19 protein-coding genes are annotated in these 20,867 nt (G+C 69.6%); 7 read left to right on the top strand and 12 right to left on the bottom strand.

What is annotated here, in order from left to right:
- Positions 1 to 81 precede the first annotated feature (81 nt).
- Entirely contained in the window at positions 82 to 930 is an 849-nt protein-coding gene (locus ACMT1E_RS00995) for a MurR/RpiR family transcriptional regulator (protein WP_414901648.1), read from the bottom strand.
- Positions 931 to 1,051: 121 nt separating this feature from the next.
- Between ACMT1E_RS00995 and iolG (ACMT1E_RS01000) the strand changes: the two genes are divergently transcribed.
- Positions 1,052 to 2,071, top strand: a complete 1,020-nt coding sequence (iolG, locus tag ACMT1E_RS01000) for an inositol 2-dehydrogenase (protein ID WP_414901650.1) — start codon at positions 1,052 to 1,054, stop codon at positions 2,069 to 2,071.
- 2 nt (positions 2,072 to 2,073) lie between these two features.
- A complete protein-coding gene (gene iolG / locus ACMT1E_RS01005; protein ID WP_414901652.1) occupies positions 2,074 to 3,057 on the top strand; it encodes an inositol 2-dehydrogenase in 984 nt (327 codons plus the stop codon).
- Positions 3,058 to 3,090: 33 nt separating this feature from the next.
- Here the strand turns inward: iolG (ACMT1E_RS01005) and ACMT1E_RS01010 are convergent, their stop codons facing one another.
- Positions 3,091 to 3,219: a hypothetical protein gene (locus ACMT1E_RS01010; RefSeq protein WP_414901653.1), complete on the bottom strand. Its 129-nt coding sequence runs from the start codon at positions 3,217 to 3,219 to the stop codon at positions 3,091 to 3,093.
- Positions 3,220 to 3,330: 111 nt separating this feature from the next.
- Positions 3,331 to 4,746 carry an alkaline phosphatase gene (locus ACMT1E_RS01015; RefSeq protein WP_414901654.1) on the bottom strand — a complete coding sequence of 472 codons (1,416 nt, stop codon included), beginning with the start codon at positions 4,744 to 4,746 and terminating at the stop codon, positions 3,331 to 3,333.
- 544 nt (positions 4,747 to 5,290) lie between these two features.
- Here ACMT1E_RS01015 and ACMT1E_RS01020 point away from each other — a divergent pair.
- Positions 5,291 to 7,450, top strand: a complete 2,160-nt coding sequence (locus ACMT1E_RS01020; protein WP_414901655.1) for a hypothetical protein — start codon at positions 5,291 to 5,293, stop codon at positions 7,448 to 7,450.
- Between the two features lie 53 nt (positions 7,451 to 7,503).
- Here the strand turns inward: ACMT1E_RS01020 and ycaC are convergent, their stop codons facing one another.
- On the bottom strand, positions 7,504 to 8,130 hold the full coding sequence (gene ycaC, locus ACMT1E_RS01025; protein ID WP_414901656.1) for an isochorismate family cysteine hydrolase YcaC: 627 nt from the start codon (positions 8,128 to 8,130) through the stop codon (positions 7,504 to 7,506).
- Between the two features lie 145 nt (positions 8,131 to 8,275).
- A complete protein-coding gene (locus tag ACMT1E_RS01030) occupies positions 8,276 to 9,142 on the bottom strand; it encodes a pirin family protein (protein ID WP_414901658.1) in 867 nt (288 codons plus the stop codon).
- 115 nt (positions 9,143 to 9,257) lie between these two features.
- Between ACMT1E_RS01030 and ACMT1E_RS01035 the strand changes: the two genes are divergently transcribed.
- A complete protein-coding gene (locus ACMT1E_RS01035) occupies positions 9,258 to 10,199 on the top strand; it encodes a LysR substrate-binding domain-containing protein (protein ID WP_414901660.1) in 942 nt (313 codons plus the stop codon).
- On the opposite strand, the gene ACMT1E_RS01040 is transcribed toward ACMT1E_RS01035, so the two are convergent.
- Positions 10,176 to 11,669, bottom strand: a complete 1,494-nt coding sequence (locus tag ACMT1E_RS01040) for a pyridoxal phosphate-dependent decarboxylase family protein (RefSeq protein ID WP_414901662.1) — start codon at positions 11,667 to 11,669, stop codon at positions 10,176 to 10,178. The two genes, ACMT1E_RS01035 and ACMT1E_RS01040, sit on opposite strands and share 24 nt — an antisense overlap.
- Positions 11,670 to 11,829: 160 nt before the next feature.
- Between ACMT1E_RS01040 and ACMT1E_RS01045 the strand changes: the two genes are divergently transcribed.
- Complete coding sequence (locus ACMT1E_RS01045; RefSeq protein ID WP_414901664.1) at positions 11,830 to 12,624, top strand: DUF3011 domain-containing protein; 795 nt, start codon at positions 11,830 to 11,832, stop codon at positions 12,622 to 12,624.
- Between the two features lie 20 nt (positions 12,625 to 12,644).
- Here ACMT1E_RS01045 and ACMT1E_RS01050 read toward each other — a convergent pair whose 3' ends face one another.
- From ACMT1E_RS01050 to ACMT1E_RS01070, 5 genes are all read right to left on the bottom strand, one after another.
- Positions 12,645 to 13,124, bottom strand: coding sequence for a YbaK/EbsC family protein (locus tag ACMT1E_RS01050; protein WP_414901665.1), 480 nt, complete (start codon positions 13,122 to 13,124; stop codon positions 12,645 to 12,647).
- Between the two features lie 3 nt (positions 13,125 to 13,127).
- Entirely contained in the window at positions 13,128 to 13,403 is a 276-nt protein-coding gene (locus tag ACMT1E_RS01055) for an HU family DNA-binding protein (RefSeq protein ID WP_414901667.1), read from the bottom strand.
- 125 nt (positions 13,404 to 13,528) lie between these two features.
- Positions 13,529 to 14,854, bottom strand: coding sequence for a dicarboxylate/amino acid:cation symporter (locus ACMT1E_RS01060; RefSeq protein ID WP_414903240.1), 1,326 nt, complete (start codon positions 14,852 to 14,854; stop codon positions 13,529 to 13,531).
- A 100-nt stretch (positions 14,855 to 14,954) separates the two neighbouring features.
- Positions 14,955 to 15,341, bottom strand: coding sequence for a Cu(I)-responsive transcriptional regulator (locus ACMT1E_RS01065; RefSeq protein ID WP_414901668.1), 387 nt, complete (start codon positions 15,339 to 15,341; stop codon positions 14,955 to 14,957).
- Positions 15,338 to 17,599: a heavy metal translocating P-type ATPase gene (locus ACMT1E_RS01070; protein WP_414903241.1), complete on the bottom strand. Its 2,262-nt coding sequence runs from the start codon at positions 17,597 to 17,599 to the stop codon at positions 15,338 to 15,340. The genes ACMT1E_RS01065 and ACMT1E_RS01070 overlap by 4 nt, the downstream gene beginning before the upstream one ends.
- 253 nt (positions 17,600 to 17,852) lie before the next feature.
- On the opposite strand from ACMT1E_RS01070, the gene ACMT1E_RS01075 reads away from it, so the two are divergent.
- Together ACMT1E_RS01075 and ACMT1E_RS01080 are read left to right on the top strand one after the other, a co-directional pair.
- Positions 17,853 to 19,652 (top strand): copper resistance system multicopper oxidase, encoded by a 1,800-nt coding sequence (locus ACMT1E_RS01075; protein ID WP_414901670.1) that lies wholly within the window; start codon positions 17,853 to 17,855, stop codon positions 19,650 to 19,652.
- Positions 19,649 to 20,656, top strand: coding sequence for a copper resistance protein B (locus tag ACMT1E_RS01080; RefSeq protein WP_414901672.1), 1,008 nt, complete (start codon positions 19,649 to 19,651; stop codon positions 20,654 to 20,656). Before ACMT1E_RS01075 ends, ACMT1E_RS01080 begins: the two co-directional genes overlap by 4 nt.
- 1 nt (position 20,657) lies before the next feature.
- Here ACMT1E_RS01080 and ACMT1E_RS01085 read toward each other — a convergent pair whose 3' ends face one another.
- A complete protein-coding gene (locus tag ACMT1E_RS01085) occupies positions 20,658 to 20,858 on the bottom strand; it encodes a hypothetical protein (protein WP_414901673.1) in 201 nt (66 codons plus the stop codon).
- Between the last annotated feature and the right edge of the window lie 9 nt (positions 20,859 to 20,867).

Here is a 20,867-nt window from a genome sequence, read left to right on the forward strand (position 1 = left end):
GCATCGAGCGACATGTAACGTCTATTCCATCGATTCCACTTATGCAATAGAAATTCTAGAATGGACCTGCGGCAAAATATCTCAACCGCGTTTGGCCGGCGCCGTCTCGAATGCAAAGCGGATGACCAGCGCCTGCGCCAGGCACATCGACGTCGCCAGAGAGCGGAAACCGCGCACTTCCGACTCGCGCACCTGCAGGACCAGCGATGCCGGCTTGGCGATCGGGCTGACCAGGCTGTCGCTTAGCGACAGCACCGCCGCGCCCTGTTGCGAGGCGATATCGACCAGCTGCACCGTTTCCTCGGCATAGGGGTGGTAGCTGATCGCAATCAGCAGGTCGCGCGGGTGCATTGCGCTCGCCTGCTGCTTCGCCAGCCCGGCGACGCCGTCCATGAACAGTACCCGTTTCCCGGTCTGCTGAAGCGAATAGGCCAGATAGGCGGCGACCGGAAAGGAGCGGCGGAACCCGGCGACATGCACGGTTTCGGCCTCGGCGATCATGGCAATCGCCCGGAGCATATCCGCGTCGCTGATCGTCTGCGCCAGGTTTTGCAGGGCAAGGACATTGCCCTCGACGAACTCGTTCAGCACTTCTTCGCCCGCCTTGCGGCGGCTGACGACATCGTTGAACTGGCGGACCCGGTCACCGTAGCCGAGCGCGGCGTTGCCGGACAGCAGCCCGTCGCGGAACAGCCGTTGCATCTGCGTCGCCCCGGAAAATCCGAAGCTTTTGGCAAAGCGGACGATGGCGGAAGGCTGCACGCCCGATCGTTCGGCGATAACCGCCAGCGTTTCCAGCGCCAGTTCGTTGGGCTGGTCCAGGACGTAGCGGGCGATCTGCTGCAGGCGCCGGCTCAGCCCGTCATAGCGCTCCAGCACCAGCGCGCGGAATTCTTCTGCTGTCGTCGGTACCTGCGGCTCGTCGGTCATGGGAATCCTCGATACTGGCCGGGTTAGAATATCTGTTCCGACCGCAAACGCAAAATATCATTGCTGCGATGTAAATTCCATTCTATTCAGAAACGGAAATCACATTCTATATGATGATTGATTGAGGCAAGGAGACGGCGCCATCATCCGCATCGCACAACTCGGCGCCGGGCGCATGGGCAGCGTTCACGCCCGCAACGCCGCCGCCAACCCCCGCCTCGACCTGGCGTGGATTGTCGACCCGCGCGCCGATATCGCCGGCGCTCTCGGCCACGAAACCGGGGCGCAGGTTGCGACGCTTGCCGCGGTGCTGGCCGATCCGGAGGTGCGCGGCATTGTCGTCGCCAGCTCGACCGACGCCCATCTTGACGACACCCGCGCCTGCCTTGCCGCCGGCAAGGCGGTGTTCTGCGAAAAGCCGCTCGACCTGTCGCTGGAACGGTTGGAGGCGGCGGCCGCCGACTTCACCCGCGCAGATGTGCCGCCGCTGTTCGTCGGATTCAACCGGCGCTTCGATCCGCATTACCGGCTGCTGAAGCAGCGGCTCGACGCCGGCGAGATCGGCGCGCTCGAATCGCTTCAGATCGTCAATCACGATCCGGAAACCCCGCCGCCCGCCTTCATTCCCGGCAGCGGCGGGCTGTTCAAGGATTTCACCATCCATGATTTTGACCTGGTTCGCTGGCTGGTCGGCGAACCGGTGGTGCAGGTCTTCGCCTGGGCCAGTTGCCTGATCGATCCCGAAATCGCCGCGCTCGGCGATGTCGATACCGCCAAGCTGTTGCTACGTACTGCCTCGGGCAAGCTCTGCGTCATCTCGAACAGCCGCCGGTCCGGCTACGGCTATGACCAGCGGATCGAGGCATTCGGCGCGGGCGGGGCGCTGCGCGTCGACAACGTCACCAACAGCGCGGTCAGCGCCTGGCGCGCCGGCGGCGCCCAGGCCGATGCCTTCCCCTATGCGTTCATCCAGCGCTACGCGGGCGCCTATCAGGCGGAAATGGACCATTTCGCCGACATCCTCGCCGGCGCCGCCACGCCGGAAACCGGCTATGCCGCCAGCCGCGCGGCGCTGGCCCTGGCAGAGGCATCGGCGCTTTCGGCGCGCGAGGGGCGGCCGGTGGCTTTGGACAAGGAATGACCATGTACGAAATCGCCCTGATCGGCGCCGGCCGCATCGGCCGCATCCACGCCGGCAACGTCGCCGCCGAACCGCGCCTGCGCCTTAGCCATGTTGTCGATCCAGTCGACGCGGCGGCGCGGGAGGTGGCGGCGGCAACCGGCGCTGCCGTTGCGACGCTCGATGCCGTCCTCGCCGATCCGGCGGTACACGGTGTGATCATCGCCAGTGCGACCGATACCCATCTTGATTACACGACGCGGGCAATCGCCGCCGGCAAGGCGGTGTTCTGCGAAAAGCCGATCGACCTCGATCTGACGCGCGCACGCGGGGCGGCGGATCGGCTCGGTGGCGCCGGGGTGCCGCTGCTGCTTGGTTTCAACCGCCGTTTCGATCCGCATTTCCGCGCGCTGCAGGCGCGGCTCGGCGCCGGGGCGATGGGTAGCCTCGAAACGCTCCACATCATCAGCCACGACCCGGCGCCGCCGCCGATCGCTTATGTCAAAGTGTCGGGCGGCCTGTTCAAGGATATGGCGATCCACGATTTCGACATGGCCCGCTGGCTGCTGGGGGAAGAGCCGGTGGCGGTCTTCGCCGCCGCCAGTTGCCTGGTCGATCCGGCGATCGGCGAGGTCGGCGATGTCGATACCGCGCGCATCTTCCTGCGCACCGCGTCCGGCAAGCTCTGCGTCATCTCGAACACCCGCCGTTCCGGCTATGGCTATGACCAGCGGATCGAGGCGTTCTGCTCCGGCGGGCTGATCCGCGCCGGCAATGTCCGCGAAACGACGGTCGAGTGCTGGGGCGAGGCGGGGGCCGCCGCCGATCCGCTGCAGAATTTCTTCCTCGACCGCTACGCCGACGCCTATCGCGCGGAAATGACCCATTTCGCCGACATGCTCGCCGGTGCCCCCGCCGCCGTCGGCTATGCCGACGGCATCGCCGCGCTGGTGCTGGCGGAAGCGGCCGGCCGTTCCGCCGCCGAAGGCGCCGTCGTCACGCTGTAACGGGCAGACCCAGGCCGCAATCCCCGCGTCGCATCAGCCGCGGCGGCGCCGCGCCTCGCGCCGCCGGCGGCGCTGGCTGACGGCGCGCCAGATCGCGCCCACCCCCGCCAGCAGGATCAGCGCGATCAGCGCATAGGCGATCAGGTGTCGTGGCTCAGGCATGCGTCATTCTCCCGCGCCCCCGTCAGCCAAGTGTACGGCGCGGTCTGGTTACCGAACAATGAATCCCGCGACGCAAGGTGGGCTGGCCGGGACGAACGCGCCCGGTCGCGCCTATTCGCCCATCGCGTTCATGATGATGTCGTGAATGCGGTTCTGTTCGATCACGCCGCGCACTTGTGCGGACCCCGCGCCGATCGCGTAGAGCGGCACATCCTCGCCGCCATGGGTTTCGGCGCTGAGCGGGACGAGCGCCTGTTGCCGCGCCCTGGGGTCGTCCGACGGCGCCGGGCGCGGGGCGGTGGTCACCGCGCCGGGGCCGTTGCGATAGCCGAGTGCGGTATAGGGCTGGCCGTCATCGGCAAGACTTGGCCGCTCGTTCGCGACGCCGCGCGCGTCGTTACCGGTCACCAGCCCCAGGATCGGGTTGCCGCGCGTCGGGTAGCCGCCGAGGGTGAAGACATGGCTGTGGTCGGCGGTGACCAGGATCAGCGTGTCGGACAGGTCGACACTGGCGCGCGCGACGGCGACCGCCTTCGACAGTTCCTGCACTTCGCGCAGGGCATAGGCGGCCTTGCCGTCGTGGTGGCCATGGTCGATGCGGCCGGCCTCGATCATCAGGAAATACCCGCCCGGGTGCCGCGCCATCCGGGCGATTGCCGCCTGCGTCATTTCGGCCAGCGTCGGCTCGCGCGAATCTGGCGCACGGTCGAGGGTGTAGGTCATGTGCGAATCGGCGAACAGGCCGAGAACCGGGCGGTCGCCGGCCAGTGCCGCTTCCATCCCCGCCCGGTCCTGCACATAGACGCCGCCGGTCCGCGCCGCCCATACGCCCGGCAGGTTGTCCGTGGCGTCAAGCCGCGCACCGCCCCCGGCCTTGCCAAGGAAGTTCGTCCGGCCGCCGCCCATCGCCAGGGTAAACGGGAAATCGACCAGCTGCCGCGCGATATCCTGGCACCCCTTGGCGCGCTCCGCTTCGGGGATGGCGGCGTCGCTTTCCCATCCGCGTTCTGAAACATGGGCAAAAACCGCCGCCGGGGTGGCGTGGGTGATCCGCGCGGTCGATACGATGCCGATCGCCTTGCCGCGCCCGGCCAGCGTCTCGGCCATCGTCGGCAGGCGGTGGGCCAGCGCCCCGGCGCAATCGCCACGCAGGCTTTCCGGCCCGACGCCGATCATCCCGGCGCGCGTCTTGACCCCGGTGTTGATCGCGGAAGCGGTGCCGGCGCTGTCGGGCACCTGCTGGTTGGTGTTGTAGGTCTTGACCAGCGCCAGTTGCGGGAAATGCTCGAACGCCAGCAGGTTCTCCTCGCCGGTGCCGCCGCGCGACTGACCATCGTAAATCCGCCCGGCGGTCACCGTCGACACGCCCATGCCGTCGCCGATAAACAGAATGACGTTGCGCGCCCGCCCGTCTGCGCCGGCGGCCGACGCCGACAGCAGCGGCGGCGTGTCCTGGGCGGTGGTGCACGCCGCGGTCAGCGGCAGTAGCAGCGCGGTCAGCGCGGCGACGATTCCGGGCCTGGTCATCCGGTTCCTCCTGTGGGCAAAGCTGCGTTCAGTCGGCGGACCCGGCCGGGCCTGCCATGGCGGGATCGGTCACGCCGGCCAGGCCGGTTTCGACCCGCCCCGCATAGCGCCAGTCGAAACCGCCGTCGTCGGTCGAAACGCTGAGATCATACCAATGGTGGTGGTGCGCGCCACCATCCCGGCTTCGACCGGCGCGGTGAGAGTGTGCCGGTCGAAGCCGTGGATCGGGGTCGCGGAGCGCGTGCGAAACCTGCTTGCCGCCTGTTTCGCGCAGCGCGTCGGCGAAAACGCCCGGTATTCGCGAAGATGGTGAGGTTATCGCTCGCGAATTTTTGGGCTTGCCGCCATCGCCTTTTCGTGAGGCGGGCTTTGCCGCAATGGCGATAACGGGGCTTTCGGGGCGTCGCCATTCATGCTTGCCGAACTATAAACCGGTTCGACTTGGCGTTTTTCTTTAATCTCCCTATGTTTTCTTGGCCGTAACGACGGGTCGCCGTACACGATAATAGCCTTTGGTTCCGTTGTGGACGGGTGGGGAGAAGCTGTGTTTTACGGAAAGGCACGGGTGGCGGCATGGGGCGCCGGGGTGGTGATGATCGCGGTGTTGGCCGGCGCGGCGGATGCGCAGCCGGGCGCGGCGCAGCGGTTGCGCGCGGTGGATGCCGCGCGAATGGCGCAGGTCGAAATCGCGCCGCCGGCAGAGGCGGCCGCCTATGCGACACCGGGGTCGGTGACGCTCCGGGCCGGCAGCACCAGCGCGGTCCTGCGCCAGTTGTCGGTCAGGCAACGCCTGCCGCTGGCGACGCTGCGCGCCAATCCGGTTGTTGCGCTTGGCGACGGCACGGCCGACCTGCGCCCGTTGCTGTCCAACCCGGCGGCGCTGACCAACATCGGCGCGCGGCTGAAGAGGCAACCGGCGCTGGCCAGGGTGGCGGCCGATACGCTGGAAGCGGTGGAGGTCGATCAGGGGCTCGTCGTTCGCCAGTTCCTGTCCTACCGGCTGAACACTGGCGTCTGCGCCGACAGCCGCAAGCGGGCGCAACTCGCCCGCGATGGGGTGTCCTGCTTCGAACGCCAGACGCCGGCGGCACGTGCCGCCGCCTTCGCCAATCCGGCTGATCCGCATTACGTCGCCGACCGGCGCGACCGGGCGAAGGCGCTGGCCCGCGCGGCGGAGGCCGAGCGGGCAGAGACCGCGGCGGTGGCGGAAGGGCTGGCGACCTTCCGCGCGATGCTGCGTGACCCGGCTCGCCGCGCGGAAATCGTGCGAGAAATCGGCGCGGCGGAGGCGGACCGGCTGGCGAGGCTGGACGACGCCACGCTTGAAGGCGAAATGCTGAACGCCGCCGAAATCGAGATAGAGGAGGTGCTGTTCGTTCCCGGCCGGTCGCTGGCCGGTCCGGCGTTGCGCCGGCGGGCCGATCTGGCGCTGGCCGGCGCCTTCACCGCCGCCCCGGCCAGGGACAGCGGGTCGAAAACCATCCCCCTTGTCGACATCCGCGCCGCGCTCAAGGCCGAACACCGGATCGACGACCAGATTTACCTGACCGGCTTCACCCTCGGGCGGGAACATGAATGGCGCCGGCGGGTATCGGTATCGATCAAATGGTGTCTGGTCGGCTGCAAGAAGACCTATTTTGCCGAATTATATGCCGGCTTCAACTACGGCTTCGGTCTGCGTTTCCCGGTCCGGCTCGGCGGCGCCTACGCCTATGACGGCCGGGCGGCCAGCTTCACGCCCCGGTTCGAGACGATCAACGGCGCCCCGGCGGATTACGCCGCCTCCGGCCTGCCCGCGAACAAGCTGTTCGACGGGAAGGAACTGGTCGCCGAAGTCGGCGCCTATGCCGGTCTCAACTACAAGGTGCCGGCGTTCGGCAGCGGCGGCGTCGGCTTCGACATCGGGCTGGACCTGACCCGCCAGTTGCCGGCGCCGTTCGCCAATGGGCAGTTCGCCCCGCCGATGCCCGGCCGGCCGGCGACCCGCGGCGACAAGCTGTTCGAGTCGATCGACCTGATCGGTGGCCGCGCCAATTTCGGCATTGTCGGCGGCAAGGTGATGCCGGCTCTCCAGCTTTCCCTGCAATCGGATCGGCTCGATTTCCGGCTGACCGACCGGATCACCGGCCAGTCGCAGGTGGTGAACGCCTCCGGCCGGGCCTATCGCCTGGCGGTCGACCCGACCGATCGGACGAGCCGCTTCGCGATCGGCGATCCCGCCTATCGGCTCCGCTTCGCGATGACGCCGGGTATCGTCGGGCGGTTGTTCGTCGATGTGAAGGCGTGGTCCAAGACCTGGGACTGGCCGGTCTGGTTCCCGGAACTGGCGATTGCCCTGCCGGCGGGAAATGACAGTTTCGGCTGTCATCTCGGCACGGTCTGCGCGCGCAACTACGTGATGTCGCCGACCACGGCACAGGGGGGCACGGCGGAGAGCGCCGATCCGATCGAGCGGATCGTCGGCCGCTGGGCGGAGGAATTCGAACCATTCTGGGCGCGGCAATGCCCGGACGAGAAGCTCCGCCTGTGCGCGACCGCGATCATGGCGACGACGACCAACTACCGGAACCGCATGGTCGTCGACATGGGCAAGGCGAAGGCTGAGCGCGATCAGCTGGTAATCTTATCGAAATACAAGGCCGAGGCGCAGAAGAAAGCCGCGTCGATCATCCGCGAATCGCGTCAGCGCGCCGCCCGCCGATAGCCGTGGTCGCCGGGCCGGCGCAGACGTGCCCCGGCCCGGTCGCCCCGGCGGCGTCAACGCGCCGCGGCCAGCGTTTCATAGCTGGTGATCAGGTTGCGATAATCGGGGATGTGGCTGGAAAACAGCGCGCCCAGCCCATCGACATCGTTGCGCCAGTCGCGGTGCAATTCGCAGGCGGTGCCGAACCAGGTCATCAGCTGCGCGCCGGCCTGGGTCATCCGCGCCCATGCCGCGTCGCGGGTGATCGGGTTGAACGTGCCGGATGCGTCGGTGACGACGAACACGTCATAGCCTTCCGCCAGCGCCGACAGGGTGGGGAAGGCGACGCAGACCTCTGTCACCACGCCGGCGACGATCAGCTGCTTGCGGCCGGTGGCCTTCACCGCCGCGACGAAATCGGCATTGTCCCATGCGTTGATCTGGCCGGGGCGGGCGATGTACGGCGCGTCGGCGAACTGCTCTTTCAATTCGGGGACCAGCGGGCCGTTCGGGCCGGTCTCGAAACTGGTGGTCAGGATGGTCGGCAGCGCAAAATAGCGGGCGAGCGCACCGAGTGCGAGGACGTTGTTCTTGAATCGGTCCGGCTCGATATCGCGGACCAGCGACAGCAGCCCGGCCTGGTGGTCGACAAGCAGCACCGCCGCGTCGTTGCGGTCGAGGCGGGTATAGGGTCTGGACATGGGTGTCTCCTCCGTCGCCCGCGACAAAGCCGCCGCGCGGGCGGCGCCCGGCGGACGACCGGCGGCGGCGCGAGCTGGAACCGCCGCCGACACATTTCAGGAAAAAGAGGCGGCCCGATCCCGAAGGACCGGGCCGCCTCAAGGGTCAGGCGGCGGCGGCGAAGCGACCGGCGTTGAAGTCGTCGATCGCCTGGCGGATCTCCGCCTCGCTGTTCATCACGAACGGGCCGTAGCCGACGATCGGCTCGTCGATCGGCTCGCCGGTCAGCACCAGCAGCTTGGCGTCGCCGTCGGCATGGACGGCAACGCCGCCGCCGGTCCGGTCGAGCAGCACGACTTCCGCCTCGCCCGCCGGCTCGGTGCCGTTGACCGTGACATGGCCGCCAAGCACGACCAGCATCGCGGTGTGCCCTTCCGGCAGGTCAAGCGTCACGTCGGCATCGCGGTTCAGCCGCACGTCCCAGACGTTTATCGGCGTGAAGGTCCGCGCCGGCCCCCGTGCGTCGCCGAACGCGCCGGCGATGATCCGGGCGGTGCCGGTGCCGCCGGGCAGGGCGACCGACGGGATGTCCGCCGCGGTGATCGCCTGATAGGCGCCGGGCGTCATCTTGTCCTTCGCCGGCAGGTTGACCCACAGCTGCACCATGCGGAACGGGCCGCCGGTCCTGGCGAAGGCCGGCGAATGATATTCCTCGTGCAGGATACCGCCCGCCGCCGTCATCCACTGGACATCGCCGGGGCCGATGACGCCGCCGTTGCCGGCGGAATCACGGTGCTCGACTTCGCCGTCATAGACGATGGTTACCGTTTCGAACCCGCGGTGCGGGTGCTCGCCGACGCCGCGCCGCGCATCGGTCGGCTCGAACATGTGCGGCCCGGCATAGTCGAGCAGCAGGAACGGGCTGATATGCGCGCCCAGCGTGTTGTAGGAAAACAGCGAGCGGACGGGAAAGCCGTCGCCGACCCAGTGGCCGGGGGTGTTGCCGTAGCGGCCGAGAATCTTCCTGGTCATCGTTTGTCTCCACGGGATGGCGGATTGCGGCCGTCCCCTTCGCCAGCAGAGATAATCGCAGGACGAATAATCGGAAAGATTGAGATGGCGGACCCTGCGTCCTATAAACAGGACGATGCAGGACCTGAACGACCTTTATTATTTCGTGCAGGTCGTCGACCATGGCGGCTTCGCGGCGGCCGGGCGGGCGATCGGGCTGCAGAAGTCCAAGCTCAGCCGGCGCATCGCCCAGCTGGAGGCGCGGCTGGGGGTGCGGCTGCTCAACCGCTCGTCGCGGCGCTTTTCGGTGACGGAGGTCGGGCGCGAATATTACGAACGCTGCGTCGCGATGCTGGTTCAGGCGGAGGCGGCCGACCAGCTCGTCGCCGAATTGCGGGCGGAACCGCGCGGGGTGGTCCGGGTCAGTTGCCCGGTGGCGCTGCTCGATTTCCAGTTCGCGGCGCTGTTCACGCGGTTCATGGCCCGCCACCCGGCTGTCTCGCTTCACCTTGAAAGCACCAACCGCCGCGTCGACCTGATCGCCGAAGGGTTCGACATGGCGATCCGCGTCCGCTTCCCGCCGATTCCGCCCAGCGATCTGGTCATGCGCCGGCTCGACAGCAGCACCCAGTGCCTGGTCGCCAGCCCGGCGCTGCTCGCCGCGCCGCTTCGCTCGCCGGCCGACCTGCCGGGCCTGCCCAGCCTGGCGCTGTCGGCGCCGCGCGGCGCCCACCAGTGGCAGCTCGAACATGCCGATGGGCAGACGGCCGTCGTCCCCCATGCGCCGCGGCTGGTGACGGACGACATGACCATGCTGCGCGACGCGGCGATCGAGGGCATCGGCATCGTCCAGTTGCCGACGATGATGATCTGGCGCGATGTCGCGGCCGGCCGGCTGATCCATGCCCTGCCGGACTGGCGGCCGCCGGCCGGGATCGTCCACGCGGTGTTCCCGTCGCGGCGCGGCCTGCTGCCGTCGGTTCGGGCGCTGCTCGATTTCCTTGCCGCCGCCTGCGCGGAGGAACGGCGGCGCGTCCGGCTCGACCCGCCCGGCTCAGGCGGCGCCGATCGCGGCTGAATGCGGGTCCGCCGGGTGGATGGCGGGCGCGTCCCCGTTCGTCTCCGCCGCCAGCGCCGCGCCGATCCGGGCGAGGTCCGCCACCGTGTCGCGGATGTCGGCGTCGCTTGTCCGCGGGTTAATCGTGCACAGCCGCAGCACCGAACGGCCGTTCAGCACTGTCGATGTGACCAGCGCGCGCCCTTCGGCCATCAGCGCCTCGACGATCCGGCCCTGCAGCGCGTCGACCGCCGCGTCGGCCATCCCGGCCGGGCGGTAGCGAAAGGTGGTGACGCCGATCTGCGCCGGGGTCACCACCTGCCAGGCCGGGTCGCCGGCGCGCAGCACCGCTTCCGCCAGCTCGGCGAGACCGATGCCGCGCGCGATCGCGGCGCGGAACGCATCGAGGCCGAAGGTTTGGAGCGACAGCCATAGCTTCAGCGCGCGGAAGCCGCGGGTCAGCTGGATGCCGTAATTGCCGAAATTCACTTCCTCCGCCGTGCCCAGCGTGTCGCGCAGATATTCCGGCATCACCTGGAAGGTGTCGCGCAGCAACGTGCGGTCGCGCACCAGCACGCAGCCGGTCTCGAACGGCTGGAACAGCCATTTATGCGGGTCGAGCGACAGCGAATCGACGCCGCCCAGTCCGTCGAGCAGGACGCTGCCCGCCTCGGTCAGCACCGCCGGCGCGCCATAGGCGCCGTCGGCGTGCAGCCACATGCCCTCCGCCCGGCACAGCGCCGCCAGCGCCGGCAGCGGATCGATCGCGCCGCTGTTGGTGGTGCCGGCATTGGCGATCACGCAGAACGGCCGGCGCCCGGCTGCGCGGTCGGTGGCGATCGCCTGCGCCAGCCGGTCGAGCGGCAGCTGGAAACGCTCGTCGCTCGGCAGGATGCGGATGCGGTCGTCGGTGAGGCCGAGCACGCGCAGCGCCCGCGCGACGGAAGAATGGGTCTGGTCGCTGGTATAGGCGACGGCGCCGTCGGTGCGGTCGGCAAGGATCGCGCTGCGCGCCACCGCCAGCGCGGTCAGGTTGGCCATCGATCCGCCGCTGACGAACAGGCCGCCCGCCCCGTCCGGCAGGCCGCAGAGCGCGCGCAGCCAGTCGATCACCACCAGCTCGACCTGCGCCGGGCCGGACCCGGCATACCAGGTGCCGGCAAAGCAGTTCAGCCCGGCGGATAGCGTTTCCGCCATCACGCTGACGAAGTTGCTGGCGCCGGGTACGAAGGCAAAGAAGCGCGGATGGTCGACGTGCAGCATGTTGGGGAACACGTCGCGTTCCAGCCGGTCGAGCAGCGCCGCCGGGTCGCCCGGTCCCTCCGGCACCGGCTCGCGCAGTAGCGCCTCCAGCGTCGACCGCTCCGCCTTGCGCCCGACCGGCTTGTCGGCCAGCCCGGCGCGGTGGTCGATCAACATGTCGACCACCCGATAACCGAGCGCGCGCATCGCTTCCGCCGGAAGCGTTAACGGCTCCTGCTCCGTCGCCATGATCCCCCTTCGCCCTTTCCGTCCGCCGTTAACCCGATTTCGTTTTGTCGTTGTCCGGCGCGTCGTTAAACTGGCGGCGCGCGCGGCATCGCGATGGCCTACACTGCTTGAAAACACAAGTATTTTGCCGTCCGCCGCGTGAGGACAGGGGAGATTGGTGATGACAGATACGCCCGCCGCCGCCCTGGCGATTGCCGCCTTGCTCGTCGGTGTCGCGCCGGCGCCGCTCGCCGCGCAGACCCGGCCGGCGCCTTACCCGGACCGGTCGCACATCCGGCCACCGGCCGGCGACTATGCGCAGACGCTGCGCTGTGAATCGCGCAAGAACCGGCGGCAGCGCTGCGTGGCCGACACCGGCAATCGCGTGCAGTTGATCCGCCGTCTCGGCGGCACCTGCACCGAAGGGCGCAGTTGGGGCTATGACCGCCGGGCGATCTGGGTCGATCGCGGCTGTCGCGCCGAATTCGCCTATGGCCGCTACGGTGGCGGCGGGCACTATCCGCGCCCCGATCCGAATGCCGATCGCGACAAGGGACCCAGCACCGGCGCGATCATCGCCGGGGTCGCCGTCGCCGGTGGCCTGCTTGCCCTGCTTGCCAGCAACGCCAACAAGAAGAAGGCGGAACAGACCAGCGCCGCGACGCCGGAACCGCAGGCCCCGGCCAGCTTCCCGCCCGGCCCGCCGGCGGTGATCACCGCCGATCTGTCGCCGCTGCCGTCCGCGTCGCGGCCGTCGGTTCAGACCTGCCTGAACGAGGCCTCGCGCCAGGTTGGCGCAACCGGCGGCACCCGCCTGTCCTATGACCGGCTGACGTCGCTGGAACCGGGCAATGGCGGCTGGCGGTTCGGCGCGGTGCTGACCGGCACCTATCCGGACGGGCCGCGTGTCCTGCCGATCTATTGCCGGGCAACGCCGACGAAGATCGTCCAGTTCGACTTTACCGAGGCGGAATAGGCGGGTTCCGGCGCGGTAATCTACCCGTCATCGGGTTCCGGCACGGTGCACACATCGACCCAGGCGGCGCCGGTCAGCGCGACCATCCGTTCCGGGGTGATGCAGACGGAAGCGGTGCGCGCGCCCGCCGCCGGGTAGACGGTGTCGAAGGCCCGCAGCGATATGTCGCAATAGACCGGGATCGCCGTCGCCAGCCCGAACGGGCAGACCCCGCCCGGCGGGTGGCCGGTCAGCGCCTCGACATCCTCGGCGCCCAGCATGCGCGGGCGGTTGCCGAATGCTGCCTTGGTCTTGCGGTTGTCCAGCCGCGAATCGCCGCGGGTGACGATCAGCATCGGCTGCCCGTCGACCCGGATCGACAATGTCTTGGCGATCCGGGCCGGGGCGACGCCCAGGGTGGCGGCGGCTTCGGCCACGGTGGCCGTGCTCGCCGCCTGGGCGATGATGGCGATGTCGGGGGCCTTCTCCGCGAAGAAAGCCCGGACGGACGCCAAACTCACGGCTCAGCCGTTCAGCCGGTCCTTGACCGCCTTGGCGGCAGCGAAGGTCAGCTTCTTCGACGCGGCGATCTGGATGGTCGCGCCGGTCGCCGGGTTGCGGCCTTCGCGCGCCGGGCTTTCCTTCACCTTGAACTTGCCGAAACCGTTGAGGGACACTTCCTCGCCACGGGCGGCGGCATCGGCGATCGCGGCGAAAACCGCATCGACCGCCTTGCGCGCGTCGGCCTTGGACAGGTCCTGGCTGGCGGCGAGCGAATCAGCGATATCGGCGTTGTTCATGTGCAAATCCTTCCTTGTGGTCGCGTTCGCCTCCTAGACGCGGAAATAGGCACTGGTCCAGACGGTCTGCACCGGGTTTGGGCGGTGTATCGCGGTCAATCGTCGCCCCGTCGCCCGAAACACGGTTAATCGGGGTCCTGCTCGATCGACGGCCGGGCCAGCGGCTGCGGCGCTCCGGCCAGCGCGCGGTCCAGTTGTTCGCGGTCCAGCGCCCCGTCCCAGCGGGCAACGACCACCGTCGCCACCGCGTTGCCGATGAAGTTGGTCAGCGACCGGCACTCGCTCATGAACCGGTCCACCCCCAGGATCAGCGCCATGCCGGCGACCGGGACCGACGGCACGATCGACAGCGTCGCCGCCAGGGTGATGAAGCCGGCGCCGGTCACCCCGGCGGCGCCCTTGGAACTGATCATCGCGATCAGCAGCAGTGCGATCTGGTCGCCCAGCGACAGGTCGACATTGCACGCCTGGGCGATGAACAGCGCCGCCAGCGACATATAGATGTTGGTGCCGTCGAGGTTGAACGAATAGCCGGTCGGCACGACCAGCCCGACCACCGGCTTGCTGCACCCGGCCGCCTGCATCTTGTCGATCAGGCTGGGCAGCGCGGCTTCCGAAGAGGATGTGCCGAGCACCAGCAGCAACTCCGCCTTCAGATAGCGGCAGAGCGCGAGGATCGAAAAACCGGTCAGCCGCGCGATGGCGCCGAGCACCAGCAGCACGAACAGCAGCGCCGTCAGGTAGAATGTCGCGACCAGCGCGCCGAGGTTGACCAGCGCGCCAAGGCCGTACCGGCCGATGGTGAAGGCAATGGCGCCAAGCGCGCCGATCGGCGCCGCCGCCATCAATATCGCGACCAGCCGGAACACGACCAGGCCGGTCCGCTCCAGCAGGTCGAGCACCGGCGCCGCCGGTTCGCCGACCAGCGATAGCGCCACGCCGAACAGGATGGCGATCAGCAGCACCTGCAGAATCGACCCGTCGGTCAGCGCCGACAGCGCCGTCGTCGGGATGATGGCGAGCAGGAAACCGGTCAGTGACGCTTCATGCGCCTGTTCGCTGAATGTCGCGACCGCGCCGGCGTCCAGCGTCGCCGGGTCGATGTTCAGCCCGGCGCCCGGCTGCACGACATTGGCGACGACCATCCCGACGATCAGCGCCAGCGTCGAAACGACGAGGAAATAGGCGAACGCCTTGCCGGCCACCCGGCCGACCGACGCCATTTCCTTCATGCCCGCGATGCCGGTCGCCACGGTCAGGAAGATGACCGGCGCGATGATCATCTTGACCAGCTTGATGAAGCCGTCGCCGAGCGGCTTCAGCGCCTCGCCGAGCTGTGGCCAGAAATGGCCGATGACCGTGCCGAGCAGGATCGCCGCCAGCACCTGCACATACAGGTGGCGGTACAGCGGCCGGCGGCCGGGCGGGGCGGCGTTTGCGCTGGCGGAAATCGTCGACGCTCCTCTCTGCTCCGGCCGCTTGGGCGCTGGGCACGCCTTCTACTGCCTGTCTCCGGCGGATGGAATCGGCAACTCGCGGCGGCGCGCCCGTTCAGTGTTCCAGCGTGTCGAGGATCGGGCAGTCGGGGCGGCTGTCGCCATGGCAGCGCGCGGCGAGGTCGAGGAGGACGCGGCGCATCTCCTCCAGCGCCAGCGCCTTGCGGCCAAGCGCCTCGGCGCGGGCGGTGGCGAGCGCCTTGACGTCGGCGGAGGACCGGCCGGCGTCGCTCCACAGGCCGAGCAGGGTGCGGATCTCTTCGATCGGGAAGCCCAGGTCGCGCGCGTTGGCGATGAAGCGCAGGCGGTGGACGTCGGCGTCCGAATAGTCGCGATAGCCGCTGTCGCGCCGGGGCGGTGCCGGCACCAGCCCGATCGCCTCGTAATGGCGGATCATCCGCGCCGAAACGCCGCTCGCCGCCGCCGCCGGGCCGATCTTCACAGCGCCACCCGGTTGAGGCGCAGCGCGTTCATCACCACCGCGAAGGACGACAGCGCCATCGCCGCGCCGGCGAACATCGGCGACATCAGGATACCGGCGACCGGGTAGAGCACGCCCGCCGCCACCGGCACGCCGATGCCGTTGAACAGGAAGGAGAAGAACAGGTTCTGGCGAATGTTGGTCATCGTTGCCTCGGCCAGCCGGCGGGCGCGCACGATAGCACCCAGATCGCCGCGCACCAGCGTGATGCCGGCGCTCTCGATCGCGACGTCGGTGCCGCCGCCCATCGCCAGCCCGACATCGGCGGCGGCCAGCGCCGGCGCGTCGTTGATGCCGTCGCCGGCCATCGCCACCTTCGCGCCGCCCGCGCGCAGTTCGGCGATGATCTGCGCCTTGTCGTCGGGGTGCAGCCCGGCGCGGACCTCGTCCAGCCCGCCGGCGGCGGTCGCCACCGCCTCGGCGGTCGCCCGGCTGTCGCCGGTCAGCATCACCAGCCGCAACCCGTCGCGGCGCAGCGCCGCCAGCGCCCCGGCGGCGGATGGGCGCAGCGGGTCGGCGACGGCGAGCAGCCCGGCGGCCTTGCCGTCGATGGCGATGAACATCACCCCGGCACCGGCCTGGCGGTGGGGCGCCGCCCGTGCCTCCAGCGCGGCCGGGTCGGCGCCCGCCTGTTCCATCTGCCGGGCATTGCCGACCGTGACGGCGTGGCCGTCGACACGCGCGCTGACCCCGCTGCCGGTATGCGACTGGAAATCGGCGACCGTGCCGGTGGGCAGGCCGCGTTCGGCGGCGGCGGTGACGATCGCGTGGGCCAGCGGGTGCTCGGAATGCGCCTCGACCGCCGCCGCCAGCGCCAGCAGCCGATTCTCCTCAACCGCGCCGAGCACCTCGATCGCGATCAGCTTCGGCTTGCCTTCGGTCAGCGTGCCGGTCTTGTCGACGACCAGCGTGTCGACGCGTTCCAGCGCCTGCAATGCCTCGGCATGCTTGACCAGCACGCCGGCGCGCGCGCCGCGCCCGGTGCCGACCATCACCGCCATCGGCGTCGCCAGACCAAGCGCGCAGGGGCAGGCGATGATCAGTACCGCGATCGCGTTCAGCAATGCATGGCCCAGCCGGGGTTCCGGCCCCGCCAGCGCCCAGACGATGAAGGTCAGCACCGCAATCGCGACGACCAGCGGCACGAACCAGCCCGCCACCCGGTCGGCGACCGCCTGAATCGGTGCGCGGCTGCGCTGCGCCTCGGCAACCATGCGGACGATGCGGGACAGGATCGTGTCGGCGCCGACCGCCTGCGCCTCGATGACCAGACTGCCGGTGCCGTTAACCGTGCCGCCGGTGACGGCGTCGCCCGCCGTCTTGGCAACCGGCGCCGGTTCCCCGGTCAGCATCGCCTCGTCGACGGCGGATCGTCCGTCGACCACGGTGCCGTCGACCGGCATCGCCGCGCCGGGGCGGATGCGCAGCCGGTCGCCGACCGCGACGCGGTCGAGCGGCACCTCTTCCTCGGTTCCATCGTCCCGCAGACGCAGCGCGGTTGCCGGGGCGAGCCGCATCAGCGCGCGGATCGCCCGGCCGGTCGCGGCGCGGGCGCGCAGCTCCAGCACCTGGCCGAGCAGGACAAGCGCGACGACGACGCCCGCCGCCTCGTAATAGACCGGCACCATGCCGCCGTGGCCGCGCGCCGCATCGGGCAGCAGGCCGGGCGCCACCGTCGCGACCAGGCTATAGGCGAAGGCGGCGCCGACTCCGATCGCGATCAGGGTGAACATGTTCAGGTGGCGGGTGCGCAGCGATGCCCAGCCGCGCGCGAAGAACGGTGCCCCGGCCCACAGCACGATCGGCGCCGCCAGCGCCAGCTGGACCCAGGGCGACGCCGCCGGGCTGACCAGGTGGATGCCGGCCATGTCGCCCAGCATCGATACGAACAGCAGGGGGATTGCCAGCACTCCGGCCACCCACAGCCGCCGGGTGAAGTCGGTCAGCTCCGGGTTGGGCGTGTCGTCCAGCGACGGCGCCTCCGGTTCCAGCGCCATGCCGCATAGCGGGCAGCTATCCGGCCCGTCGCGGCGGATCTCCGGGTGCATCGGGCAGGTCCAGATCGCTCCCGTCGGCGCCTCTGCCACCGGGCGCGGCCGGCCGTCCAGATAGGCGGCCGGGTCGGCGACGAACTTGGCGCGGCAGCCAGCGCTGCAGAAATGATAGGCGCACCCGGCCTGTTCGGCATGGTGCGGTGTCGTCGCCGGGTCGACGGTCATGCCGCAAACCGGGTCGATCGCCGCCGTGTCGGCGGACGCCGTCGCCGCGCCGCCGCCGCAACAGGCACCCTTATGCCCGCTATGTCCGTCGGCGGCGTGGCTGGACGGGTGGCGCGCGCCGGCATCTGGCATGTGAGTCGATCCTGTCATGCCGACCCAGATAGGGTCTGACATCATGTCAGGGTCAAGCGGCCGGTGAAAATGCGCAAAAGGGGGTTGACCCTGCCATAATGTCAGGTGCGATTGGCCGGTGATGGCATTCACGCGCCCGGCTCTGAACATCACCGCCCCCGTCGACCGGCGAGGGTTGCTGCGCGGCGCCGCCGCGTTTGGCGGCACCGCCGCCTTCGCGCCATGGTTCCCCGGCTGGGCGCAGCCGGTGTCGGCGGGGATCGTCCGGGCGCCGACGGTGCTGTCGGGCGGCGACATCCACCTGCGCATCGCCCACCAGATGCTGAGCATCGACGGCAAGACCCGCCACGCCATCGGCCTCAACGGCACCGTGCCGGGGCCGCTGCTGCGCCTGCGCGAGGGGCAGGACGTGCGCCTGCACGTCGAGAATGCGCTGGACGAGGACAGTTCGATCCACTGGCACGGGTTGCTGCTGCCGGCCCATATGGACGGGGTGCCCGGCGTCAGCTTTCCCGGCATCGCGCCGCGCGCCACCTTCGTCTACGAATTCCCGGTCCGTCAGGCCGGGACCTACTGGTATCACAGCCATTCCGGCCTGCAGGAGCAGATGGGCCATTACGGCCCGATCGTCATCGACCCCGCCGGCCCCGACCCGATCGGTTCCGACCGCGAGCATGTCGTGGTGCTGTCGGACCACAGCCCGTTCCACCCGCACGCGATCTTCCGCAAGCTGAAGCTGCAGGGCGGGTATTTCAATCGCCAGAAGCAGACGCTGGCCGACCAGCTGCGCGGCGAGGGGCAGTCGGCGGCGGAACGCTTTGCCTGGGGCGCGATGCGGATGGACCCGACCGACATTTCCGACGTGACCGGCGCCGCCTATACCTATCTGGTCAACGGCCACGGCCCCGCCGACAACTGGACGGCGCTGTTCGCGCCGGGCGAGCGGGTGCGGTTGCGCCTGATCAACGCTTCGGCGATGACCACCTTCAACGTCCGCATCCCCGGCCTGACGATGACCGTGGTGCAGGCCGATGGGCTCGATGTCCGCCCGGTGACGGTCGACGAACTGCAGATCGCGATCGCCGAGACCTATGACGTGATCGTCACCCCGGCCGAGGACTGCGCCTATACGCTGGTCGGCGAAAGCGTCGACCGATCCGGCATGGCGCGCGCCACCCTTGCCCCGCGCGCCGGCATGGCCGCGCCGGTGCCGCCGCTGCGCCCGCGCCCGACCGCGACGATGGCGGATATGGGCATGGGCGGCATGGCGCACGGCGGCGACGCCTGCACCGCCGAGCATGCGGCGATGGGCCATTGCACTCCGGCGGCGCACGGTGCGCCCACCGGCGCGCCGGCAATGGATCACGGCATGCGCGATTTCGCCAATGCGCCAGAGGTAAAACGCACGCCGGTCGTCCAGTCGATATCGCCGATGCCGGTCGACCGCACCGGGGAGCCGGGGCAGGGGCTGGCCGATGCCGGCCACCGCGTCCTCGTCTATCGCGACCTTGTCGCTACCAGCCGCAACCCGGACATCCGCGCCCCGGCGCGGGCGATGCGCATCCACCTGACCGGCAACATGGAACGCTATATGTGGGCGTTCGACGGCACGACGCTGAACGCGGTCACCGCGCCGATCCCGTTCCGCCAGGACGAGCGGGTCCGCATCACCCTGGTCAACGACACGATGATGGGCCACCCGATCCACCTGCACGGCCATTTCTTCGAGCTGGTGACCGGCCATGGCGACCATGCGCCGCGCAAGCACACGGTGCAGGTCCAGCCGGGCGGCACGGTGACGTTCGACGTGACGATGGATGCGCCCGGCGACTGGGCGTTCCACTGCCACATGCTGTACCACATGCACGCCGGGATGATGCAGGTCGTCACCGTCCGGCCGGTCGAAGGCGCGCCGGCATGAGCGCGGCGCTTGCCCTTGCTGCCGCGCTGGCGGCGCCGCAGGCGCACGGCGATGGCCATGCGGTACCGCTGCCCCCCGCCTGTACCGCCGAACATGCGGCGATGGGGCATTGCACCCTGCCACAGGCCCCGCCGCCACCCGCCCCGGCCTGCACCGCCGAGCACGCCGCCATGGGCCATTGCACCCTGCCGGCCGCCCCCGCGCCGGACCCCCATGCCGGGCATGCGCTGCCGGAACCGGCCGCCGCCGGAACCGCCCTGCCGGCGGGAACCGCGCCGCCGCCGCCCGCGTCGGCGGCGGATTATGCCGACCGGGTCTGGGGCGGCGCGGCGATGGCGGCGTCGCGCGCCGCGCTGCGCCGCGACCATGGCGGCGGCCGCTTTTCCCAGCTGATCGTCAACCTTGCCGAATATCAGGCGCAGCGCGGCCGCGACGGCTATCGCTGGGCGGCGGAGGGCTGGTTCGGCGGCGACATCAACCGCGTCGTCGTCAAGACGGAGGGCGAGGGCGTTTTCGGCGGCGGCGTCGACCATGCCGAGGGGCAGTTGCTCTACAGCCGGGCGATCGACCCCTATTTCAACCTGCAGGCCGGTGCGCGGCAGGATTTCGCGCGCGGCCGGGCGCGCAGCTACGCCACCGTCGGGGTCGAGGGGCTGGCGCCTTACTGGTTCGAGGTGGAAGCGGCGTTGTTCATGTCCGACCGCGGTGCCCTGTTCGCTCGGCTCGGCGGCAGCTACGACCAGCGCATCACCCAGCGGCTGATCCTGCAGCCGCGCGCCGAACTGAACCTCGCCGCGCAGGCGGTGCCGAAAAACGGCGTCGGCGCCGGCCTGACCGATGTCGCGCTGGGCCTGCGCCTGCGCTACGAGGTGGTGCGCGAATGGGCGCCCTATGTCGGCCTGTCCTGGCACCGCAAGGCCGGCGCCACCGCCCGCCTCGCCCGCGTGGCGGGAGAGGATGTTTCGGCCACCAGCATCGTCTTCGGCGTCCGCGCCTGGTTCTGATTCAGCCGTCGATGTAGCTGCGGTAAGCGATCACGTCGTTGCTGGTCTGGATATAGAGCGCATCCTGCACCTCGGGCGGCAGGGTCGCGGCCTCGGCCAGCGCCTCGGCCAGCGTGCCGTAAAGCACCGTCTCGGCGGTCCCGCCAACTGCGTCGTCGAGCAGATAGAGCCTGACCGGCACGTCTTCGGAAATCGTCCGCATCGCCGCGCG

The organism is Sphingomonas flavalba (assembly GCF_047553045.1).
Taxonomy (GTDB): Bacteria; Pseudomonadota; Alphaproteobacteria; order Sphingomonadales; family Sphingomonadaceae; genus Sphingomonas_L; species Sphingomonas_L flavalba_A.